This window comes from Massilia timonae, assembly GCF_001866515.1.
GTDB lineage: Bacteria > Pseudomonadota > Gammaproteobacteria > Burkholderiales > Burkholderiaceae_D > Telluria > Telluria timonae.
The window spans coordinates 5625109-5643803 of the sequence record NZ_JRYB01000001.1 but is presented as its reverse complement, the minus strand read 5'-3'; the positions used below and the strand labels follow the sequence as shown (position 1 = coordinate 5643803).

Genomic DNA, 18695 nt, shown 5'->3' with positions numbered 1-18695 from the left:
TCATCCCATGCTAGAGTCGATCACAGGTGCACAGTTGAGTCATCCGATCAACACATGAATGTTGGACGCGTCGACCAGATGCTGGAACGCGTTCCCTGGAGCCGAGGAAGTCACCATGAAATTTGCCATCCTGATCGCCGCCTTGTTCTCCACCGCGGCATATGCCCAACAGTACGATCGCAATGCACCGCGTGGCGGTCCCGACGAGCGCAACTGGGATGAAGACATCCAGTTGGTCTGCTTCGGCCAGGCGGAACGGACGGTGGCCGAAACCCACTCCGGCTACCAATGGAATCAGGAGACGCACAAATACGAGCCGAAGTCCGAAGTAACGACCGGCAAGCAGGACTTCGACAGCGCACTCAACGTCTCCATCCATGACGACCAGGGCCGGATCCGGATCCCCAAGCAGCTGATCCCGCCCATGCATTCCGGCGGCCGCGATGGCTGGTGGGATCTCGAAGACCTGATCGTCGGTCACAACGACATCCGCGGACGTTTCCGCCTGAATGCGCTGAACCGGCCGACGGTGTCGATCGACCGCCGCAACGGCACCATCACCGTCGATGGCATGATCAAGTTCAATGGCCGGTGCGATCCCGACAGCGGACATCGACGGTTCTGAGCGCCGCGCCGGCGCATTACTCGGCGCCGCTGAGCACGGTCAGCGGCGTGCCGGTCGCGCCCTCGCTCAGCGGCGATTGCGTGACCAGCAGCGTCGCGCCCGGGGCCAGCAGGGCCGCCAGCTTGTCGTGGAAGGCTTGCGGCAGCTGCACGCGGTTGCGTGTGGCTTCGTCGACCGTGCGGCCGTCCTCGTCGGCGTGGCCGGCCACTCCCGCATAGATCCACACCGGCTTGCCGTCCGCGCCCGTGCCCAGCGTCAGGACGTGGGTCGCCTCGTCGGACGAGGTATTGACCGCCGCCGAGCGCCCGATCTCGATCCCATTGCGCAAGACCGACACCGCCTGGTCGCTGCGCGACATCACGATGGTGATCGGGCCGGCGGGCGCGCGCTCGGGCGCCCAGAATTCGCCCGTCGGCGCCGCGATCGTCGTCGGGGCCAGCACCTGGCCGCTCCCGGTCTGTATCGGATGGCTGGCGTTGCCGGCGATGACGACGGTGGTCGAGAAGTCGGTCGCCGTGAACAACGCCTTGGCGAAGGCATAAGGAAGATGCACGCAACCATGGCTTTCCGGATAGCCGGGCAGGCCGCCGGCGTGCAGGGCGACGCCGTCCCAGGTCAGGCGCTGCTGGAAGGGCATGGGCGCGTTGTTGTAGGTGCTGGAACGGTGCCGGGCATCCTTTTGCAGGATGGTGAAGACGCCGGTGGGCGTCTCGTGGCCGGGTTTGCCGGTCGATACCGTACTGACGCCAATCCGCACGCCGTTGCGGTAGACCGTGGCGGTCTGGCGCGACAGGTCGACGAAGACCAGCATCGGACCGCGCGGCGCGATCTGCGGCGCCCACACCCATTGTCCGGCCTTGAGCCGGGCCGCCTCGCGCGCCAGTTCGACCGGCGACGAAGCGCTGGCTCCCTGCGCCAGGATAGCCGGCGACCACAGGCAGGCGACGAGCAGCAGCCCTGCCGATCGAAGCTGCTGTCCAGAGATTGACCAGATGTAGGGCATTGAGAGCGCCTCCTTGTTCGTTATCTCAAGTGTATGATGAATCGTCACCAGGAGGGAGGGCATCGTGTCCCGCCGACGGTGGCTGAAGGGTGCTAGATCGAAAAGAGGGGGAGTGATGAACGCAGCAATCATGAGCGGTGTCGTGCTTGTCACGGCCGCTGCGGTCGCCCAGCCGGCGCTGGCGCGGGACCAGGCGAAGGAAACGCCGATCGCGCTGCCGGGCGATGGCAAGACCGCGTCGTTCAAGGGGACGATTCGCGGATACGGCGGCGCCGACTACGTGTTCAAGGCGCCCGCGGGGCGCATGCTGCGCGTCGAGCTCGAGACCGCGAGCAGGTCGACGTATTTCAACATCGTCCAGGACGGCAAGGACGAAGCGCTGTTCGTCGGTTCGCTCGGCGGCAGCGTGTTCGATGCGACGCTTCCGGAGCAGGGGACATACCGCGTCAAGGTATATCAGATGCGTAGTGCCGCCCGCAAGGGAGCGGAGGCGCGCTACGAGCTCAGGGTCCGGTGACGCGCGGCCGGGGCCGTCGGCATGGCCGCCATCCTATTGTCCGACATAAGGACGGGCATCGATCGGCAGGCTCACGGTGAACGTCGTCCCGCGTCGCTCGGCGCTGTCGACGACGACCGAGCCGCCATGGCTTTCGGCGACGTGCCGGACATAGGGCAAGCCCAGGCCCCATCCCGTGACGTTCACGTCTTCGATACGGTGAAAGGCCTGGAACAGCCGTTCCAGCTCTGGTCCGGGAATGGGCGTGCCCTCGTTATGCACCGCCAGTAATACCTGGGACTCGCTGCGGGCGACACGCACCGTGATCGGGCGCGACGCGTCGCCGTATTTCCTTGCGTTCGACACCAGGTTCTCGAGGACGCGCCTGAGCGACACGCGGCACCAGTAGCCCTCGATCCGCTCGCCCTCGACTTTCACCTGCTGGCCGGACAGGGGAAGATCTGCGCAGACCTCCTCGACCATGCTCATGATGTCGAAGCGCGCGATGTCGAGCTTCAGTTTCGCCTTGCCCTTCAACACGGCCGCGTCGAGCAGCGTCTGGATCATCGCGTCGGTCTCCGCGATCTTGGCGCAGATGCGTTGCGCCAGGCCCGTGATGCCGGGGTCGCTGGTCTTGAGCTGGATCAGCTGGGCGGAAGCGTTCGCGACGTGCAGCGGATTGCGCAGGTCGTGGGACAGCGTCGCGATGAACGTTTCACTGACCTCGCGGTTGAATGCGTTGTACCCGCTGATCGACTCGCGCGCCGCTTCCTCGATCGAGTGTCCGATCACCTCCGCATCGTGCTTGCTCAGCGGCAGCCGCCGTGCCGCCGCGACGCCGAACAACACCTCGCGAAAGATCTGCAGTTCGTGGATGAGCTCGTGCGGGCCGTAATCGGTCATGTTGGCCCGTTCCCGTCCATGGGCGATGGCGAGATTCGTGCCTGCCGTGGCGAACGGGCGCGGCGCGCCCGCCACCAGGGATTGTGCGATGTTGTCGTAGAGCGAGGGCAGGGTGTTGACCAGGATCGGTTCGCCCAGACGGGTCGCCGAGGGGATTTCCGCCGTGACCCGCGCGCTCCATTGTTCCAGGACGACGTCGCGCAGTTCGAGGAAAGTGGATGCCAGTTCGGACATCGGGATATCCGCGTTGCCTGGGTCGCTAGTCGTCATATCCGCTGTATCGTGTGGTCTGCTGCTGGAAGGCGCCGCCGAACTGCAGGGCGATGCGTTGGAGTTTCACCGTATTACCGAGGACATGGCGACAGGCCGGTCCAGTGCGCCGCGACTGGCCCAGGCTGTCGGATTTCCTTGAACGTATTGTTACATGGGCATCCATACGGGGTCGCACGCGAACCCGCCTTCCCCGCCCGGACGGCAAGACATGGGCGTGCTCCTACCTCAAACGGTTCAGCGTATATGCGGTGACCCGGTAATTTCCGATTTTCAACGGAAATAATGTGCAGGCAAGGCCGATGGCGCCTAGAATGCGCCGTCGCTTTTGCGTTGCCGGGCCGCGGCAACCGGGCTTTTCAAGGAAGGCAGATGTCGGTCGTTCTGGTCGTCGAGCCACAGCTGTTCAGTACTCAAGCGTTGTCGAAGCAATTCGGTCACGCCCGCATCGTTCTTCATAGCGCCACCCCGGCGCGCGCGGTCGCCATCCTGCAGGCGGTGATGGTCGACACGGTCGTCATTCCTGATGACAAGATAGAGGAAGCCGACTATGCGATGCTGCTGTCGGCCATGCGGCTGATCGCACCCGCATCGACCTTGATCTGCCTGCCTCGCGGCTAGACCGTGCTCCGGCGATCGCGGTCGGGCCCTAGGCCGACTTGCGCTTCTTGCCTCCCGCCGCGAACATCTCGATCTTCTTGGTCGGCCCCGACACGATCAACAGGTCGGCCGAGCGGATCGTCGTATCCGCCAGCGCATGCTGGAAATCCTCGTTGGCGCGCTTGACGCCCACCACGGTCACGCCGAAGCGGCTGCGCACATGGGCTTCGGCCAGCGTCCGGTTATGCGTCTCCGCTGGCGCATGGATCTTCGCGATCGCAAAGCCGTCCTCGAACTCGATGAAGTCCATCATGCGCCCCGTGATCAGGTGCGCCACGCGCGCGCCCATGTCGGCCTCGGGGTAGATCACGTGGTGGGCGCCGATGCGCTGGGCGATCTGGCCGTGCTCCGGCGTCATCGCCTTGACCCAGATGTCCTTGATCCCCAGTTCGGTCAAGACCATCAGGGTCATCAGGCTGGCCGCCAGGTCCGAGCCGATGCCGACGATCGCGTGCGAAAAATCGGCCACGCCCAGCTGCAGCATCACGTTCTCGTTGGTCGAGTCGGCCTGCACGGCGTGGGTCAGGCGGTCGCCCCAGATCTGCACCAGGTCTTCGCGCGTGTCGATGCCCATCACGTCGTGGCCCAGGCGCATCAGCGACTGCGCCACCGCGCCCCCGAAGCGCCCCAAGCCGATGACGACTACGCTGTCGCCGGCGGAAAACGCGAACTGCTCTGTGAAAATTCTACCCAACAATTGGATGCTCCTCAGGATAACGGTAAGGCATGCGCCGCTCGCCCAGCACCAGCGAGGTCGCGAAGGTGATCGTGCCCACCCGGCCCACGAACATCAGCAGGGCCAGCACCAGCTGGCCGGTGACGGGCAGGTCGGCGGTGATGCCGGTCGACAGGCCGGCGCTGCCGAAGGCCGCGATGACCTCGAAAATGACCTGGTCGGTCGGGAAGTGCGAGATGCGCAGCAGGGCCACCGTGCCGAAGGCAACGATGACGCTGCCCAGCACCAGCACCGTGATCGCCTGGCGCTGGGCGGACGTGCCGACGCGGCGCCCGAACGCCTCGGTGTCGGTGTGGCCCTTCGCCTCGGCGATCACCAGCAGCACCAGCACCGCCACGGTGCCCACCTTGACCCCGCCCGCGGTGCCCGCGCTGCCGCCGCCGATGAACATCAAAAAATAATGCAGGGCCCAGGTTTCGCGGGTCAGCGCCGCCACGTCGACGGTGTTGAAGCCCGAGGTGCGCGCCGCCGCCGACATGAACATGCCGTTCATGAGCTTGTCGAACAGGCCGAAGGCGCCCAGGGTCTGGGGATTCTTCCATTCGAACAGCAGGATGGCGACGTAGCCCAGCAACAGCAGGATCAGGGTGCCGGACAGGGTCAGCTTGGTGTGCAGCGACCAGTGGCGCGGATCGCGGAAGCGGTGGCGCAGGTCGTGCAGCACCGGAAAGCCCACGCCGCCGATGATGGCGGCCAGCATCACCGGCAGCAGGATGCCGGCGTCGCCCGCGTAGCGCACCATGCTGTCGGGGTGGATCGAGAAGCCGGCGTTGTTGAAGGCCGACACCGCGTGGAACAGGCCTACCCAGCCGGCGTCGTTCCAGGCCAGGCCGTAGTCGGCGCGCAGCCTGAGCGTCAGGATCGCCGCGATCGCCAGCTGGAACAGCACCGACACCACCAGCACCACCCGCGCAACGCTCGAGATGTCGCCCATGCCGATCGAGCGCGTTTCGGTCTGGGTCATCAGGCGCGTGCGCAGCTTGGGCGAGCGGTTCACCATCAGGCCGAGCAGCGTGGCGGCGGTCATCATGCCCAGGCCGCCCAGCAGGAACAGCACCATGATGGTCGCCTGGCCGAAGCCGGACCAGTAGGTGCCGGTGTCGACCAGCACCAGCCCGGTCACGCACACCGCCGACACCGCCGTGAAGAAGGCGACCATCAGCGGCGCGGCGCTGCCGTCGGGGCGCGCCAGCGGCAGCATCAGCATGGCGGTGCCCGCGAGGATCGCCAGCAGGAAGCCCAGCGCGACGGCGCGCGCGGGATGGATGACCTTGTTCATCGGCAGTGTCGTTTATTGCGTTTGCGCGGGCGGATCCTGGTCGAAGTCCATGGTGTCGAGGTCGGGGTCGGACGCCAGCGGCGCGCCCATGAACTTGAGCCAGATGAAGCCGATCGTGCCGGCGATCACCGACGCGGCCAGGATCGACATCTTCGAGGCGTTGATGATATCCGCATGTCCCACGAAGGCGAGGTTCGTGATGAAGATCGACATCGTGAAGCCGATGCCGCCCAGCATGCCGGCGCCCAGTACGTGGCGCCAGGCCAGGTCGAGCGGCAGGCGGCACACGCCGATCGCGACCGCCGCGAAGCTGAACAGCAGGATGCCGACCGGCTTGCCCAGCACCAGGCCGACCAGGATGCCGAGGCTGTTCAGGGAACTCAGTTCGCCGGCCCAGTCGGCGCCGATGACGATGCCGGTATTGGCCAGTGCAAAGATCGGCAGGATCAGAAAGGCCACCGGTTTGTGCAGCACGTGTTCCAGTTGGTGCGACGGCGAAGCGGCGTCGTCCTCCTGGGCGGAATAGGGGATGGTGAAGGCCAGCAGCACCCCGGCGATGGTGGCGTGCACGCCCGACTTGAGCATCAGGAACCACATCAGCGCGCCGCCCAGCAGATAGGGCCACAGCGCCAGGACGCGCAGGCGCTTGTTCATCAGGCGCAGCGCCACGAACACCGCGAGCGCGCCCACCAGGTAGGCGACCGACAGCTGGGCGGTGTAGAACACGGCGATGACGATGATCGCGCCCAGGTCGTCCATCACGGCCAGCGCGGTCAGGAACACCTTGAGCGAGGCCGGCACGCGCTTGCCCAGCAGGGCCAGCACGCCGAGCGCGAAGGCGATGTCGGTGGCCATCGGGATGCCCACGCCGGCTTGCGTCGGCGTGCCGCCGTTGAGGGCGAAGTGGATCCCGGCCGGCACCGCGATGCCGCCGGCCGCCGCCAGGATCGGCAGCATGGCGTTGCGCAGGTCGGACAGTTCGCCGTTATACAGCTCGCGCTTGAGTTCCAGGCCGACCAGCAGGAAGAAGATCGCCATCAGGGCGTCGTTGATCCACAGTTCGACCGTCAGGCCGCCGAGCGGAATGTGCCAGAAGCCCAGGTAGGAAGCGCCCCAGGTTGAATTGGCGATGGCCAGGGACACGAGGGTGCACAGGATCAGGATGGCGCCGCCGGCCTTGCCCGATGCAATGAATTCTTGGAATGTATTGGAGAGTCGTCGTTCTATGCGCATAAATGTTTTCCAGCCGCGACGGCGTGCATGCCGTCCGGTATGTCTCATGAATTGGCGGCCCACGGGCCGGCATGGCCTGCGGTGAGTGAAGGTGGAAAGCGATGCGGCCACGATATGGCCGAAATGGTGAGAGGATGCGTGACAGGTGACATGATGACGTGCGTAACCGAGCCGCGTGGCGGCCCGACCAGCGCAAATCCTGTCATACCTGAGCGGTATGATCACCCAGGCAATATTATAGACGATGGCGCCGCCGCTGCGGCGCCCTGGAGACTCCTGTCTCCGCCGGGCGCAGGTTCAACGACGGGTCGCGGCCGCCGCGTCGATTTCGGCGCCCCATGGATCCTTGAGCGCCACCGGCTTGCCCGATGCCGAGAAGTCCATGATCCGATCGCTCGAACGCGCGTAGCGCGGCCATGCCGGCAAGCCCGCGCCATTCGGATCGCCGCGCCTGGCGAAGTTCACCATATATGTGCTCATCGCCTTGCCGACGGCGATGTCCTTGCCGGTCGCCTGCGCGCCGTACTTGATCGCCACGGTATCGAAGAAGAAGGGGATGTCGGTCGCATGGCCGGCGCCGGCGCCGGGCTTGGCGATCGCGTCGGCCACGTACGAGAAGCGGTAGGCGTACACCGGCACGCCGTGGTCGGCCAGGGTCGCCGCCAGGCTGCGCGCGCCGGCGACCATATAACCGGTCTTGCCGCCGATGTCGGCGCTGGTGGCGCCGATCATCACCGGCACCTCGTGCATGCGGCCGGCGCCGAAGGCGGCGCCGGAGTCGATCGCCAGCCTGCCGTCGGCGAACGGCCCGGCATAGGTCGGCATGCCCTGCATCCTGAAGTTGGCCAGGTTCATCCCATCCACCACCTGTTCGGCCGGCAGCGCGCGCAGTTTCTCGAGCGCCTTCGGATCGTCGGCGGCGATGCCCTTGCCGGTAGCGAAGTTCACGCCCGTCTTTTCGGCGCCCGCCAGCGGCGTCGGCGCGGTGCCGCCGTCGCCGCCCGACATCACCACCGCCTTGGCAAACAGCCCCCGGCTCTGTGGCGACGTGAGCAGGAAATTGACCGACATGCCGCCGGCCGATTCGCCGCTGATGGTGACGTTGTCGGGATCGCCGCCGAAGGCCGCCACGTTGCGCTTGACCCACTGCAGCGCCGCGATCTGGTCCATGAAGCCATAGTTGCCGAGCGCGGCCTCTTGACCGGCTTCCTGCGTCAGTTGCGGATGGGCGAAGAAGCCGAAGCGGCCGATGCGGTAATTGAAGCTGACCACCACCACGTCCTGTTTCGCCAGCTCCGCGCCGGAATAGGTCGGCGGCGACGAGCCGCCGTTGACGAAGCCGCCGCCATAGATCCAGACCAGCACCGGCAGTTTGTTCTCGCTGTTACCCTTGTCCTCGGCCGGCTTCCAGACGTTCAGGTACAGGCAATCTTCGTCGGGTTTGGTGCCGAGCGGCGCGGCGTCGCTGGGGAAGGGCAGTTGCATGCAGTCGGCTGCGTAGCTGCTTGCCTGGCGCACTCCGGCCCAGGGCTGCACCGGTTGCGGCGCGCGCCAGCGCAGCTTGCCCACCGGCGGGGCGGCGAAGGGGATGCCTTTCCAGCTGGCGATGCCGGCGTCGACCTTGCCTTCCACCTTGCCGCTGTCGGTCGTCGCCACCGGACCTGCGAGCGACAATGGTGCGGTCATGGCCAGTGCGGCGGCGAGCAGGGGATAGAAGGCGGAACGCGGCATCGGGGTCTCCTGTGAAGTAGCGAATATATTATCTTGTCTCCATGGTAACCGAATCGCTCAGCCGAAGCCGGCGAACGCTTCTTTCAGAAAATCGACGAAGACCCGCACCCGCGGCGACAGCTGGCGGCTCTGCGGATACAGTACATACACGGGCAGGGGCGGCGGCGCGAGCTCGGGCAGCAGGACCTCGAGTTCGCCCCGGGTCAATTCGTGCTCGACGCGGTAGCGCGGCACCTGCACGATGCCAAGGCCGGCGAGCGCGCCCGCGGTGTACATATCGGCGCCGCTGACCGAGACCGGGCCGGGCAGGGTCAGTTGCCGCAGCGCGCCGTCGACCAGGAATTCGAGCGGATACGGCCGACCGGTGGCGGACGAGATGAAGTTGACGGCCTGATGCCGGTCCAGTTCATCGAGCGTGGCGGGCCGGCCATGGCGCGCCAGGTAGGCCGGGCTGGCGCAGGTGACCTGCGCGATCTGCGTGATTTGCTGGGCCACCATCGATGAATCCTGCAGATTGCCGACGCGCAGCACGCAATCGATGCCTTCGCGCACCAGGTCGACCAGCCGGTCGCCTTCGCCGATCTGCAGTTCGATACCGGGATAACGCGCCAGGAAGGCGGGCAGGCGCGGCGCCACGACCCGGCGCGCCAGCGTCGCTTGCAGGTTTACGCGCAGCAAGCCGGTCGGGGTGGAGCGGGTGAAGACGCTTTCCATCTCGCCGAGGTCGGCCAGCAGGCGCACGCAGCGCTCGTAGTACGCTGCGCCGTCGAGCGTCGGCGCGACCACGCGTGTGGTGCGCTCCAGCAGGCGGGTGGCAAGCCGCGCCTCGAGGCGCTTGATCGCATTCGTCACGGTCGCGCGCGGCAGCGACAGCTCCTCGGCCGCCAGCGTAAAGCTGCGCCGCTCGACGATGCGGGTGAAAATCTGCATCTCCTGGAAGCGGTCCATATGCGTGGTCATCGATATCGTCCTTGTGCCAGTCGATAAAACCGAATAAGTGACATGGGAGAATGTCTTATTCTCATATTCGATTTTTCCGAAAATGCTTGTACTAGAATGGCGAAAAATGAATACAATTTTTTGCTGAAAGAAATGCTACAGCGCCTGCAGCTTGCGTTAAAGTGTTGCGTTCTGTTCAAAATCTTCGGCGATTAATAAATTTCCCTTCTGCATTCTTTCCAGTGGTGAACTCACTGGTGGTTTCAGCGCTATCATGACGGGTTATTACGTTTCCGCAAATCCTCTATGCAAGGCCTGCTCTGCAAATTCCGCCTGTCCACCCTGATGACGCTGGCAGTGTGCGTCACCGTGGCATTGACCGTGGCGTTGCAACTGACGGTGGTGAACCATTTCGCCGTACGCCAGGCGAATGCCGAAGCCGAGTTGCGCCTGCAGCAGCTATCGTGGCAGATGCGCGATGCGCTCAATCGCGTCGTGGAGCAGGCCGTCGGCGATGCCCGCCTGCTGGCGGCGTTGCCGTCGGTGCGCCAGGCGCGCAATCCGGCGGCGGCGCGCGTCACGCTCGAGAGCCTGCAGCAGACCTTCCCCGACTACGCCTGGATCGGCATGGCCGACACCAGCGGCAGGGTGGTCGCCTCGACCATGGGGCTGCTGGAGGGGAACGACGTCAGCATGCGTCCCTGGTTCCAGGTCGGTCGCGACGGCGTGCGCGCCACCGACTACCATCCGGCGCTGCTGCTGGAAAAACTGATGCCGCAACGCCCCGACCCCTGGCGTTTCGTCGACGTGTCGACGCCCGTGTTCAGCCAGGAGGGCGAGCTGTTCGCCGTGCTGGGCCTGCACCTGAGCTGGGAATGGGCGCGCAGCCAGGCGCGCATGCTGCTGACGCCGGCGCTGCGCGCGTATGGCGCCGAGATCCTGGTCGTGCGCGCCGACGGCGCCGTCATGCTCGGGCCACAGGAGTTGCTCGAGCAAAAGATCGACACCGCCAGCCTGCGTCGCGCCAGGCTGGGCGACACCGGCGCGCTGCGCGAAGCGTGGCCGGACGGGCGCACCTATCTCACCGGTTTCAGCCAGACCGGCCACGCCGCCAACCCGGCGACGCTGCAATGGTCGGTGCTGGTGCGGCAGGATGAAGAAAAAGCCCTTCAGGGCGCCGGCGAGCTGAAGCGCCGCATGCTGGCCTGGAGCACCTTGTTGGGCCTGTTGCTGGCGCTCGTGGCCGCGTTGCTCGCGCGCCGCCTGGCGCAGCCGATGGCCCAGCTGGGCCAGGCGATCGAACGGGTGACCGAGGCCACTGCCAGCGGAAAAGACTTGCCGGCGATCCCGCAGATCAGCGGTTTTCATGAAGCAAATATGTTGTCGGGCACGATGCGCGACCTGGTCAGCAGCGAAGCGCAGGTGCGGCGCGCGCTGCAGCAGATGAACGAGCATCTCGAATCGAAGGTGGCCGAGCGCACCGCCGAGCTCAATGCGCTGCTGCTTCGCGACGTGCTGACCGGCTTGCCGAACCGGCGCGCCCTGATGGAAAGCCTGCCCGAGGCCATGGCGCGGGCCTCGCGCAGCGCGATGCCGGCGGCGCTGCTGTTCATCGACATGGATGGATTCAAGGCGGTCAACGACACCCACGGCCACGAGGAGGGCGACGAGCTGCTGCGCCAGTTCGGCGCGCGCCTGGCTGCCGGCGTGCGCATGACCGACCTGGTGGCGCGTCTGGCGGGCGACGAATTCGTGGTAGTGCTCGAGATGCTGGCCAGCCCTGGCGACGCCGAGGATACCGCGCACAAGTTGCTTGCCTGCATTCGCGAGCCCTACACCTTGCGCACCACAACCGTCACGGTGGGCGCCAGCATCGGCGTGGCGCTGTTCGCGCCCGACGACAAGCCCGACCTGGACGCCTGGCTGGCGCGCGCCGACCATGCCATGTACGCCGCCAAGCGCGGCGGCAAGAACGCCGTCAGGCTGGCCGCGGTGCCGGTCTGGCATGCCGCGGCGAGCGGCGCCGTTTCCTGATCGTTCCCCGAGTTCCCATCATGACCCAAATCAGCCAGATCATCGCCACCATCAAGCGCCAGCTGAAGCTGCAAGGCTTGACCTACCGCGACGTCGCCGTCGCGCTCGACCTGTCCGAGCCGAGCATCAAGCGCCTGTTCGCCAGCGAGCAGTTTACGCTCGAGCGCATCGTGGAAATCTGCAGCCTGCTCGGCTTCACCCTGGCCGAGATCGCGCAGGAAGCCCAGAACGGCCAGCGCCGCCTGCGCACCCTGAGCGCCGAGCAGGAGGGCGAGCTGGTCCAGGACGACAAGCTGTTGCTGGTGGCGGTGTGCGCGCTGAACCACTGGCGCATGCTCGACATGCTCAATGTCTACCGGCTGAGCGAGGCCGAATGCCTGCAATACCTGCTGCGCCTGGACCGCCTGCAACTGATCACGCTGCTGCCCGGCAACCGCATCCGGGTCAACGTGGCGCGCGACTTCGACTGGCTGGCCGACGGCCCGATCCGGCGCTATTTCAATGACCAGGGCATGCCCGAGTTCGTGGCTGGCGGCTTCGACGGCAGCGGGGAGACGCTCGACTTCGCGCACGGCATGCTCACCGACAGCGCGCGCGCCAAGCTGCAGCACGAGCTGCGCCTGCTGCGCGCCCGCTTCGCCCAGCTGCACGAGGAAAGCCTGGCCGCGCCGTTGGCGCAGCGGCGCGGCAGCGGCCTGCTGCTGGCGCTGCGCGAATGGGAACCGGCGGCCTTCGCCGCCCTGCGCCGCTGACGGCGATACTTCCGGAATCGTCGTAAAGGTTGCTCCGGTTTACGGTTCGGTGTACGGTAGACGGCAATACATGAACCGTGCGCCGGATCAATGACGGCCATCAGGCCATGCGCTGGCTCATGGACGAGCTGAAACGCGGGCCGAAACTCTCGGTTATGTGAGGTATTAGACAGATCAGGTTGCCATAATAGGCGGATAGTAGGTGTCAGGGAGAGATTGACGCCATGAGAATGTCCATCGTCGCATTGGCCGTGCTCGGAGGGAGCGCGGCGTGCGCTTCGGCGCAGAACGAACCGGCCCGTCCGTACGCGGAGGGCGCCGGCGCCGGGGCGATCCAGGAAGCCGTCTGCGGGCCAGACTGCCTGAGCGAGCTGCAACTGGCCGCGCGCGCCGAGACGGTGCCGGCCGAGTCATCCATCTTCATGCTGGAGACCGAATCCGCCATTGCGCGTTCGTCCGAACGCGAGTGGCGCAGCAATGTGATCGCCGGGCGCCAGTACAACGTCGACTACACCGCCCTGAACGAAGTCGGCGATCCCTTCCAGGGCGGCCTGGCCGCGCAGTCGGCCCCGCGCGGGATGCGCGCCGACGACAGCGAGGGCTTCGAGGGCCGCTTCGCCGGCGTCAGCGCCGGCGCCAAGTGGCGCAAGGGCGACGTCGACGGCTCGCCGTCGGGACGCGCCTGGGGCATGACGGTCGGCGTCAACCTGGGTCCGCTGAACATCCGCGCCGCCCACCAGAACCGCAACGTGGCCAAGGTCACCCGCTACAACGAGGTCGACATCACGATGGCGGCCCGCAATTCCATCGTCGCCGCCAATATGCGCTTCGACTGGGGCACGGCCTATACTGCCTACAGCGCCAACCGCGGCTGGGGCAATTCGCCGCTGTTCAACCCCGACAATCCCTATGGCGCCAGCGTCGCCGCCACGCGCTCGACCGACAGCCGCGACGTGCTGATGGGCGTGGCGGTGCCGGTATCGCGCCAGACCACGCTGCTGGCGTCCTTCGTGCGCCGCAACGACCGCGATCCGGCCAACAACGATGCGCGCCAGCTCGCCGTCGGCGCCACCTATGCGATGTCGCGCCGCATGGACTTCTATGCCGCCTACTCGCACATCCAGCACCTGGCCGGCGTGCACCTGGGCGTCAAGCCCGGCAACGGTTCCTCGCTCAACGTGGGCATGCGGCGCGCGTTCTGAGCGCGCGCGTGCGGGCCTGCGCTGCGACACCGTACGGCGAAATTCAGTACCCTGTCTCCATGGTTCATCAACACATATGGAGGCAATATGACTGGCACCAGCACACTCGACCCGGACAACTTCCCGGAGCGCCCTGACCGCAACCTGGGCAAGGGCCACGGCATCGACGCGCTCGGCCCGAGCGACATCTCGGACACCGGCAGCGACGTCGTCGGCGGCCCCGGCTTCGCCAGCAATCTCGATCCCGACCAGGTGCTCGATTTCGACGAAGGCACGACTTCCGACCTCGAAGCCAGCCACGCCGGCGACACCGCCGGACCCGACGTCGGCGACGCCGATTTCTCGGGCGACAGCGACATGGGCGGCACCGGCGAACGCGCCGCGGCCGGCCGCGATGCGGTGGCCAAGGACGGCGCCGACATCGATACCGACCGCATCGAGTCCATCCCCGACCTGCCGCTGACCGAGGAGGACACCGAGTTCTTAACGAGCCGTCCGCCGACTCAGGGCGAAGGCCGCTAACAGGGCGCCGCCGCCCAGCAGGGCGGTGGTGATCTGCTTCGAGCGCAGCTGGGCCGCAGTGTACGGGCTGCGCTCATGGGTTTGATAGATGCCCTGGCGTTCGCGCAGCTCGCGCGTGTGATCGGGCTTGTGCAGGGCGTCGCGGCGGCCCGGATCGGTCGGCGCGTCCGATTTCTGGTTCCGGAACATGGTCGCCGTCACGTACTTGTCGAAGGCGCGCGGCAGGAAGCGGGCGCCCGACGAATTCATCTTGGCCGCGCCGCCGACGAACACATCGCGCTTCGGATGCTGGGCCGCATACAGGATGGCGTCGGCCACGAGTTCCGGCGCATACACCGGCGACGGCAGCTTCGGTTCCTTTTCCATATAGTTCTTGGCGTGCACCGCGAACATGGTGTCGATGCCCGACGGCTTGACCAGGGTGATCGACATCGGCGCGCCTTCCTTCTCGAGTTCCATGCGCAGCGAGTCGGTGAAGCCTTTCACCGCATGCTTGGACGCCGCGTACATGCCCTGCAGCGGGATGCCGTGGTCGGACAGTTCGCTGCCCAGGTTGATCAGGGCGCCGCCGCCGCGCTGCTTCATGCGCTTGACCGCTTCCAGCGAGCCGTTCACGACGCCCCAGAAATTGGTCTGGAACAGGCGGTGATGGTCTTCGGGCGAGATGTCCTCGATGCGGCCGAAGATCGAGATGCCGGCATTGTTGACCCAGGTGTCGATGCGGCCGAATGCGTGGATGGCGGCCTCGCCGATGCGCTCGACGTCCTCGATCTTGCCGACGTCGGCGGTAACGGCGATGACGTCGGTGCCGCGCGCGCGCAGTTCGTGGACGAGTTCGTCCAGCGCGTCGTCGGCGCGCGCCGCCAGCACCAGGCGGGCGCCGCGCTCGGCGGCCATGCGCGCGGTCGACAGGCCGATGCCGCTGGTGGCGCCGGTGATGACCATGACTTGCTCGTTGATCTTGCGGAGTTTGACTGACATTGCGTGATCCTTTCCGTGTTCGTGTTGTGCGGGGAAGGACCGCCGCGTTCGCGATCGCGATGCGCGGCAGCCACGAGTTAGGGAATTGTTCACTTCGTGACCGAGTTTGCTATTTCAAGGGATTTTTTGGCGCGCGGGTGAGATCCGCGCGCGCCGGCGAGGCGCCGGACAAAAAAACGCCGCCCCACCAGCGGCGGGAACGGCGCAGGGGACAGTGCGCGGTAAGGCTTACTTCCTGGTGTAGATCTGGTCGAAGATGCCGCCGTCGGCGAAGTGGGCCTTCTGGGCCACGGTCCAACCGCCCAGCTCGCTGATCTGGAACAGCTTGATCTGCGGGAACTGCGAGGCGTACTTCTTGGCGAACTTGTCGACCGCCGGGCGATAGTAGTTCTTGGCGATAATGTCCTGGCCTTCGTCGCTGTACAGGTATTCCAGGTAGGCCTGGGCCACCTTGCGGGTGCCTTTCTTGTCGACGTTCTTGTCGACCACGGCGACCGGCGGTTCGGCCAGGATGCTCAGCGACGGCGCGACGATCTCGAATTTATCGGGACCGAGTTCGCGCAGCGCCAGCAGCGCCTCGTTTTCCCAGGCCAGCAGCACGTCGCCGATGCCGCGCTCGACGAAGGTGGTGGTCGAACCGCGCGCGCCCGAATCGAGCACCGGCACGTTCTTGTACAGGGCGCCCAGGAACTCGGCCGCCTTTTGCGGATTGCCGCCCGGCTGGCGCAGCGCGTAGCCATAGGCAGCCAGGTGGTTCCAGCGCGCGCCGCCCGAGGTCTTCGGATTCGGCGTGATCACCGAGACGCCCGGCTTGACCAGATCGTTCCAGTCCTTGATCTTCTTCGGATTGCCCTTGCGCACCAGGAACACGATGGTCGAAGTGTAGGGCGAACTGCGGTATTGCAGCTTCTGTTCCCAGCCCGGATTGATCAGGCCCTTGTCGCGGATGGCGTCGATGTCGTAGGCCAGCGCCAGGGTGACGACGTCGGCCTGCAGGCCGTCGATCACCGAACGCGCCTGCTTGCCAGAACCGCCGTGCGATTGCTTCACGTTGACGTTGTCGCCCGTCCTGGCCTTCCAGTGCTTGGCGAAGGCCGCGTCGAACTCATGGTACAGCTCGCGGGTTGGGTCGTACGACACGTTGAGCAGGTTGACGTCGGCGGCAAAGGCCGAGGTCTGCACCAGCAGGGTCAGTGCTGCCAGCGAACGGATGAAGGTTTTGCGAAGCATTTATTATCTTTCTGGAGGGTGGGAAACCGTAGCGTACGGTCTCGACCCACAGAAAGAAAACGAATAAATTCACGCAACCATATGCATTTTTCGGACGTAGATCCAGAGTGGATCAGTGTGCCTTGGAAAGAATGAGCAGCCAGCGGCGGAACAACAGGATCTCGACGTGGCCGGCCTCGACGCCGGTATCGCACTCGATGACCGGATTGACCGCATAGAAGCGCTTGCGGAAATCACGGGTGACGAGGATTTCGCGGCGGCCGATGCGCGCCAGGAAAGGGACGGGTGCGTGTTCCAGGCCGAAGGAGCTGTTCAGAGTGGTCATGTTCGTTTCCTTTAATCGAAGTGGTTGTGCAGTAAGGAAAGAATAACACAACTACTGTACAAATCCACAGCTACTGTTCAGATATACAGTAATTTTTCGCGTGTGTGGTTTTTTCGCCAAGTCAGTCATAATCAATGTCATGAGCAATGTCCTGCCCCGTCTTCACCGTTTCGCCGCCGCCCGCTTCTCGCCGGAAGGTGAATATGGCCTTCATCTCACCGTCGGCATCGTGTTCCTGCTGCTGGCGATGGCGGGCTTCGCCCACCTCGCGGGCGCCGTCGTCGCCAGCGCCCCGATCACCCGCCTCGACCTGGTGGTGGCCGACTGGCTGCACGCCCATGCGAGCCAGGGCGGCCTGCTGCGCGATGCGCTGCTGGTGCTGACCCACCTCCACAGCACGCCCGGCGTGCTCGCGATCGCCTTCGGCGTCGGCGTCTGGTTCTACCGGCGCGGGCATCGCTACTGGATCGTGGCGCTGGTCTCGAGCGTGCCGGGCGGGATGCTGCTCAATGTGGCGCTCAAGCATACCTTCGAACGCGCGCGTCCCCATTTCGCGGAACCCATCCTCACCCTCACCACCTACAGTTTTCCGAGCGGGCACACGATGGCCGCCACCGTGCTGTACGGCCTGCTGGCCTGCTACTTCGCGCGCCATGCCGGGTCATGGATCGGGCGGGTGCTGCCCTTCGTGCTGGCAGGGCTGATGATCGGCCTGGTCGCGTTCTCGCGCATGTACCTCGGCGCGCACTACCTGACCGACATCCTGGCCGCGCTGGCCGAGGGCTGCGGCTGGCTGGCGATCTGCATCGGCGGCGCCGCCACCCTCAACCGGCGCCGGGCCGCGCGCGAGCGGCGCGCGTCCGGCGGGGCGCCGCGCCAAGAGATATAAGCGTCATAAAAAAAAAGGAGATTCCCGCATGCGCACCCTCGTTCACCTGTCCGACCTGCATTTCGGCCGCGTCGACCAGGCGCTGCTCGGCCCCTTGCGCGAACTGGTCGAGCGCATCGCGGCCGACGTGGTCGTGATCTCGGGCGACCTGACCCAGCGCGCCAAGGTCGAGGAATTCGAAGAGGCGCGCGCCTTCCTCGATTCGCTGCCCGGCCCGCAGATCATCGTGCCCGGCAACCACGACATCTCGCTGTACAACGTGTTCCGCCGTTTCATGCGGCCGCTGGCGCGCTACAAGCGCTACATCACCGACGAGCTCGAGCCGGTGTTCATCGACGACGAGATCGCCGTGGTGGGCGTCAACACCGCGCGCTCGCTGACCATCAAGGACGGCCGCATCAGCCACGAGCAGGTGGCCGGGCTGCGCGCGCGCCTGGCGGGCTTGCCGCCGCAGGTCACGCGCATCGTCGTCACCCATCACCCCTTCGACTTGCCGGAACACTTCGAGAAGCGCGACCTCGTGGTGCGCGCGCCGATGGCGATGGAGGTGTTCGCCGAGACCAGCGTCGACATCCTGATGGCCGGCCACATGCACGCCAGCCACGCCGGCAGCACGGCGGCGCGCTACCAGATCGACGAATACGCGGCGCTCGTGGTGCAGGCCGGCACAGCCACCTCCACCCGCGGGCGCGGCGAGGTCAATTCGTTCAACGTGGTGCGGGTCGAGCCGCAGCGGGTCGAGATCGACCGCTATGGCTGGGACGTGGTGGGGGGACGTTTCGCACTGGTCACGACCGAGAAGTTCGTGCGCGCCGGGAGCATCTGGTCGCCGCACAGCGACGGGATGCTGGCGGCCGGTCTCTGAACCGGCCGCGGTATGTCGGA

General features: G+C 65.9%; 19 protein-coding genes. 9 read left to right on the top strand and 10 right to left on the bottom strand.

Going from position 1 to position 18695, the window contains the following annotated elements; translation table 11 throughout:
* Nucleotides 1–115: 115 nt before the first annotated feature.
* On the top strand, nt 116–625 hold the full coding sequence (locus LO55_RS24105; protein ID WP_071363406.1) for a hypothetical protein: 510 nt from the start codon (nt 116–118) through the stop codon (nt 623–625).
* Between the two features lie 16 nt (nt 626–641).
* Here LO55_RS24105 and LO55_RS24100 read toward each other — a convergent pair whose 3' ends face one another.
* The gene (locus LO55_RS24100; protein WP_071363405.1) at nt 642–1628 is read right to left on the bottom strand and encodes a L,D-transpeptidase; all 987 of its coding nucleotides are present in this window, start codon (nt 1626–1628) and stop codon (nt 642–644) included.
* 115 nt (nt 1629–1743) lie between these two features.
* Here LO55_RS24100 and LO55_RS24095 point away from each other — a divergent pair, with 115 nt between their 5' ends.
* Nucleotides 1744–2145: a hypothetical protein gene (locus tag LO55_RS24095; protein ID WP_143054612.1), complete on the top strand. Its 402-nt coding sequence runs from the start codon at nt 1744–1746 to the stop codon at nt 2143–2145.
* A 33-nt stretch (nt 2146–2178) separates the two neighbouring features.
* Here LO55_RS24095 and LO55_RS24090 read toward each other — a convergent pair whose 3' ends face one another.
* A complete protein-coding gene (locus LO55_RS24090; RefSeq protein WP_177185569.1) occupies nt 2179–3261 on the bottom strand; it encodes a sensor histidine kinase in 1083 nt (360 codons plus the stop codon).
* Between the two features lie 408 nt (nt 3262–3669).
* On the opposite strand from LO55_RS24090, the gene LO55_RS24085 reads away from it, so the two are divergent.
* Complete coding sequence (locus tag LO55_RS24085) at nt 3670–3918, top strand: hypothetical protein (RefSeq protein WP_071363402.1); 249 nt, start codon at nt 3670–3672, stop codon at nt 3916–3918.
* A gap of 28 nt (nt 3919–3946) precedes the next feature.
* Here LO55_RS24085 and LO55_RS24080 read toward each other — a convergent pair whose 3' ends face one another.
* From LO55_RS24080 to LO55_RS24060, 5 genes are all read right to left on the bottom strand, one after another.
* Entirely contained in the window at nt 3947–4651 is a 705-nt protein-coding gene (locus tag LO55_RS24080) for a potassium channel family protein (protein ID WP_005671401.1), read from the bottom strand.
* Complete coding sequence (locus LO55_RS24075; RefSeq protein ID WP_071363401.1) at nt 4644–5972, bottom strand: TrkH family potassium uptake protein; 1329 nt, start codon at nt 5970–5972, stop codon at nt 4644–4646. Before LO55_RS24075 ends, LO55_RS24080 begins: the two co-directional genes overlap by 8 nt.
* A 12-nt stretch (nt 5973–5984) precedes the next feature.
* Entirely contained in the window at nt 5985–7205 is a 1221-nt protein-coding gene (gene nhaA, locus LO55_RS24070; RefSeq protein WP_071363400.1) for a Na+/H+ antiporter NhaA, read from the bottom strand.
* A 297-nt stretch (nt 7206–7502) separates the two neighbouring features.
* Nucleotides 7503–8936 carry a carboxylesterase/lipase family protein gene (locus LO55_RS24065; RefSeq protein ID WP_071363399.1) on the bottom strand — a complete coding sequence of 478 codons (1434 nt, stop codon included), beginning with the start codon at nt 8934–8936 and terminating at the stop codon, nt 7503–7505.
* A gap of 57 nt (nt 8937–8993) precedes the next feature.
* Nucleotides 8994–9884 (bottom strand): LysR family transcriptional regulator, encoded by an 891-nt coding sequence (locus LO55_RS24060; RefSeq protein WP_071363954.1) that lies wholly within the window; start codon nt 9882–9884, stop codon nt 8994–8996.
* A 297-nt stretch (nt 9885–10181) separates the two neighbouring features.
* On the opposite strand from LO55_RS24060, the gene LO55_RS24055 reads away from it, so the two are divergent.
* From LO55_RS24055 to LO55_RS24040, 4 genes are all read left to right on the top strand, one after another.
* On the top strand, nt 10182–11909 hold the full coding sequence (locus LO55_RS24055; protein WP_071363398.1) for a diguanylate cyclase domain-containing protein: 1728 nt from the start codon (nt 10182–10184) through the stop codon (nt 11907–11909).
* A gap of 20 nt (nt 11910–11929) precedes the next feature.
* Nucleotides 11930–12661, top strand: a complete 732-nt coding sequence (locus tag LO55_RS24050) for a helix-turn-helix domain-containing protein (protein WP_071363397.1) — start codon at nt 11930–11932, stop codon at nt 12659–12661.
* Between the two features lie 224 nt (nt 12662–12885).
* Nucleotides 12886–13863, top strand: coding sequence for a porin (locus LO55_RS24045; protein ID WP_071363396.1), 978 nt, complete (start codon nt 12886–12888; stop codon nt 13861–13863).
* An 87-nt stretch (nt 13864–13950) separates the two neighbouring features.
* Nucleotides 13951–14385: a hypothetical protein gene (locus LO55_RS24040; RefSeq protein ID WP_071363395.1), complete on the top strand. Its 435-nt coding sequence runs from the start codon at nt 13951–13953 to the stop codon at nt 14383–14385.
* Here LO55_RS24040 and LO55_RS24035 read toward each other — a convergent pair.
* The 3 genes from LO55_RS24035 to LO55_RS24025 all read right to left on the bottom strand — a co-directional run bounded on the left by LO55_RS24035 (nt 14347) and on the right by LO55_RS24025 (nt 16921).
* The gene (locus LO55_RS24035) at nt 14347–15366 is read right to left on the bottom strand and encodes an SDR family oxidoreductase (protein WP_071363394.1); all 1020 of its coding nucleotides are present in this window, start codon (nt 15364–15366) and stop codon (nt 14347–14349) included. The two genes, LO55_RS24040 and LO55_RS24035, sit on opposite strands and share 39 nt — an antisense overlap.
* Before the next feature lie 228 nt (nt 15367–15594).
* Nucleotides 15595–16596 carry a sulfate ABC transporter substrate-binding protein gene (locus LO55_RS24030; protein WP_071363393.1) on the bottom strand — a complete coding sequence of 334 codons (1002 nt, stop codon included), beginning with the start codon at nt 16594–16596 and terminating at the stop codon, nt 15595–15597.
* A 112-nt stretch (nt 16597–16708) separates the two neighbouring features.
* Nucleotides 16709–16921: a hypothetical protein gene (locus tag LO55_RS24025; RefSeq protein WP_005671379.1), complete on the bottom strand. Its 213-nt coding sequence runs from the start codon at nt 16919–16921 to the stop codon at nt 16709–16711.
* A gap of 139 nt (nt 16922–17060) precedes the next feature.
* Between LO55_RS24025 and LO55_RS24020 the strand changes: the two genes are divergently transcribed.
* A complete protein-coding gene (locus LO55_RS24020) occupies nt 17061–17810 on the top strand; it encodes a phosphatase PAP2 family protein (RefSeq protein ID WP_071363392.1) in 750 nt (249 codons plus the stop codon).
* Between the two features lie 28 nt (nt 17811–17838).
* Entirely contained in the window at nt 17839–18675 is an 837-nt protein-coding gene (locus LO55_RS24015) for a metallophosphoesterase family protein (protein ID WP_071363391.1), read from the top strand.
* Nucleotides 18676–18695 lie beyond the last annotated feature (20 nt).

What these genes read in the sequence shown, in the direction of transcription:
- LO55_RS24060 (WP_071363954.1), bottom strand. Translation starts at nt 9,884, where the DNA reads ATGGACCGCTTCCAGGAGATGCAGATTTTCACCCGCATCGTCGAGCGG.
- LO55_RS24045 (WP_071363396.1), top strand. Translation starts at nt 12,886, where the DNA reads ATGAGAATGTCCATCGTCGCATTGGCCGTGCTCGGAGGGAGCGCGGCG.
- LO55_RS24025 (WP_005671379.1), bottom strand. Translation starts at nt 16,921, where the DNA reads ATGACCACTCTGAACAGCTCCTTCGGCCTGGAACACGCACCCGTCCCT.
- nhaA (WP_071363400.1), bottom strand. Translation starts at nt 7,205, where the DNA reads ATGCGCATAGAACGACGACTCTCCAATACATTCCAAGAATTCATTGCA.
- LO55_RS24100 (WP_071363405.1), bottom strand. Translation starts at nt 1,628, where the DNA reads ATGCCCTACATCTGGTCAATCTCTGGACAGCAGCTTCGATCGGCAGGG.
- LO55_RS24085 (WP_071363402.1), top strand. Translation starts at nt 3,670, where the DNA reads ATGTCGGTCGTTCTGGTCGTCGAGCCACAGCTGTTCAGTACTCAAGCG.
- LO55_RS24040 (WP_071363395.1), top strand. Translation starts at nt 13,951, where the DNA reads ATGACTGGCACCAGCACACTCGACCCGGACAACTTCCCGGAGCGCCCT.
- LO55_RS24075 (WP_071363401.1), bottom strand. Translation starts at nt 5,972, where the DNA reads ATGAACAAGGTCATCCATCCCGCGCGCGCCGTCGCGCTGGGCTTCCTG.
- LO55_RS24030 (WP_071363393.1), bottom strand. Translation starts at nt 16,596, where the DNA reads ATGCTTCGCAAAACCTTCATCCGTTCGCTGGCAGCACTGACCCTGCTG.
- LO55_RS24090 (WP_177185569.1), bottom strand. Translation starts at nt 3,261, where the DNA reads ATGTCCGAACTGGCATCCACTTTCCTCGAACTGCGCGACGTCGTCCTG.
- LO55_RS24050 (WP_071363397.1), top strand. Translation starts at nt 11,930, where the DNA reads ATGACCCAAATCAGCCAGATCATCGCCACCATCAAGCGCCAGCTGAAG.
- LO55_RS24055 (WP_071363398.1), top strand. Translation starts at nt 10,182, where the DNA reads ATGCAAGGCCTGCTCTGCAAATTCCGCCTGTCCACCCTGATGACGCTG.
- LO55_RS24095 (WP_143054612.1), top strand. Translation starts at nt 1,744, where the DNA reads ATGAACGCAGCAATCATGAGCGGTGTCGTGCTTGTCACGGCCGCTGCG.
- LO55_RS24020 (WP_071363392.1), top strand. Translation starts at nt 17,061, where the DNA reads ATGAGCAATGTCCTGCCCCGTCTTCACCGTTTCGCCGCCGCCCGCTTC.
- LO55_RS24105 (WP_071363406.1), top strand. Translation starts at nt 116, where the DNA reads ATGAAATTTGCCATCCTGATCGCCGCCTTGTTCTCCACCGCGGCATAT.
- LO55_RS24035 (WP_071363394.1), bottom strand. Translation starts at nt 15,366, where the DNA reads ATGTCAGTCAAACTCCGCAAGATCAACGAGCAAGTCATGGTCATCACC.
- LO55_RS24065 (WP_071363399.1), bottom strand. Translation starts at nt 8,936, where the DNA reads ATGCCGCGTTCCGCCTTCTATCCCCTGCTCGCCGCCGCACTGGCCATG.
- LO55_RS24015 (WP_071363391.1), top strand. Translation starts at nt 17,839, where the DNA reads ATGCGCACCCTCGTTCACCTGTCCGACCTGCATTTCGGCCGCGTCGAC.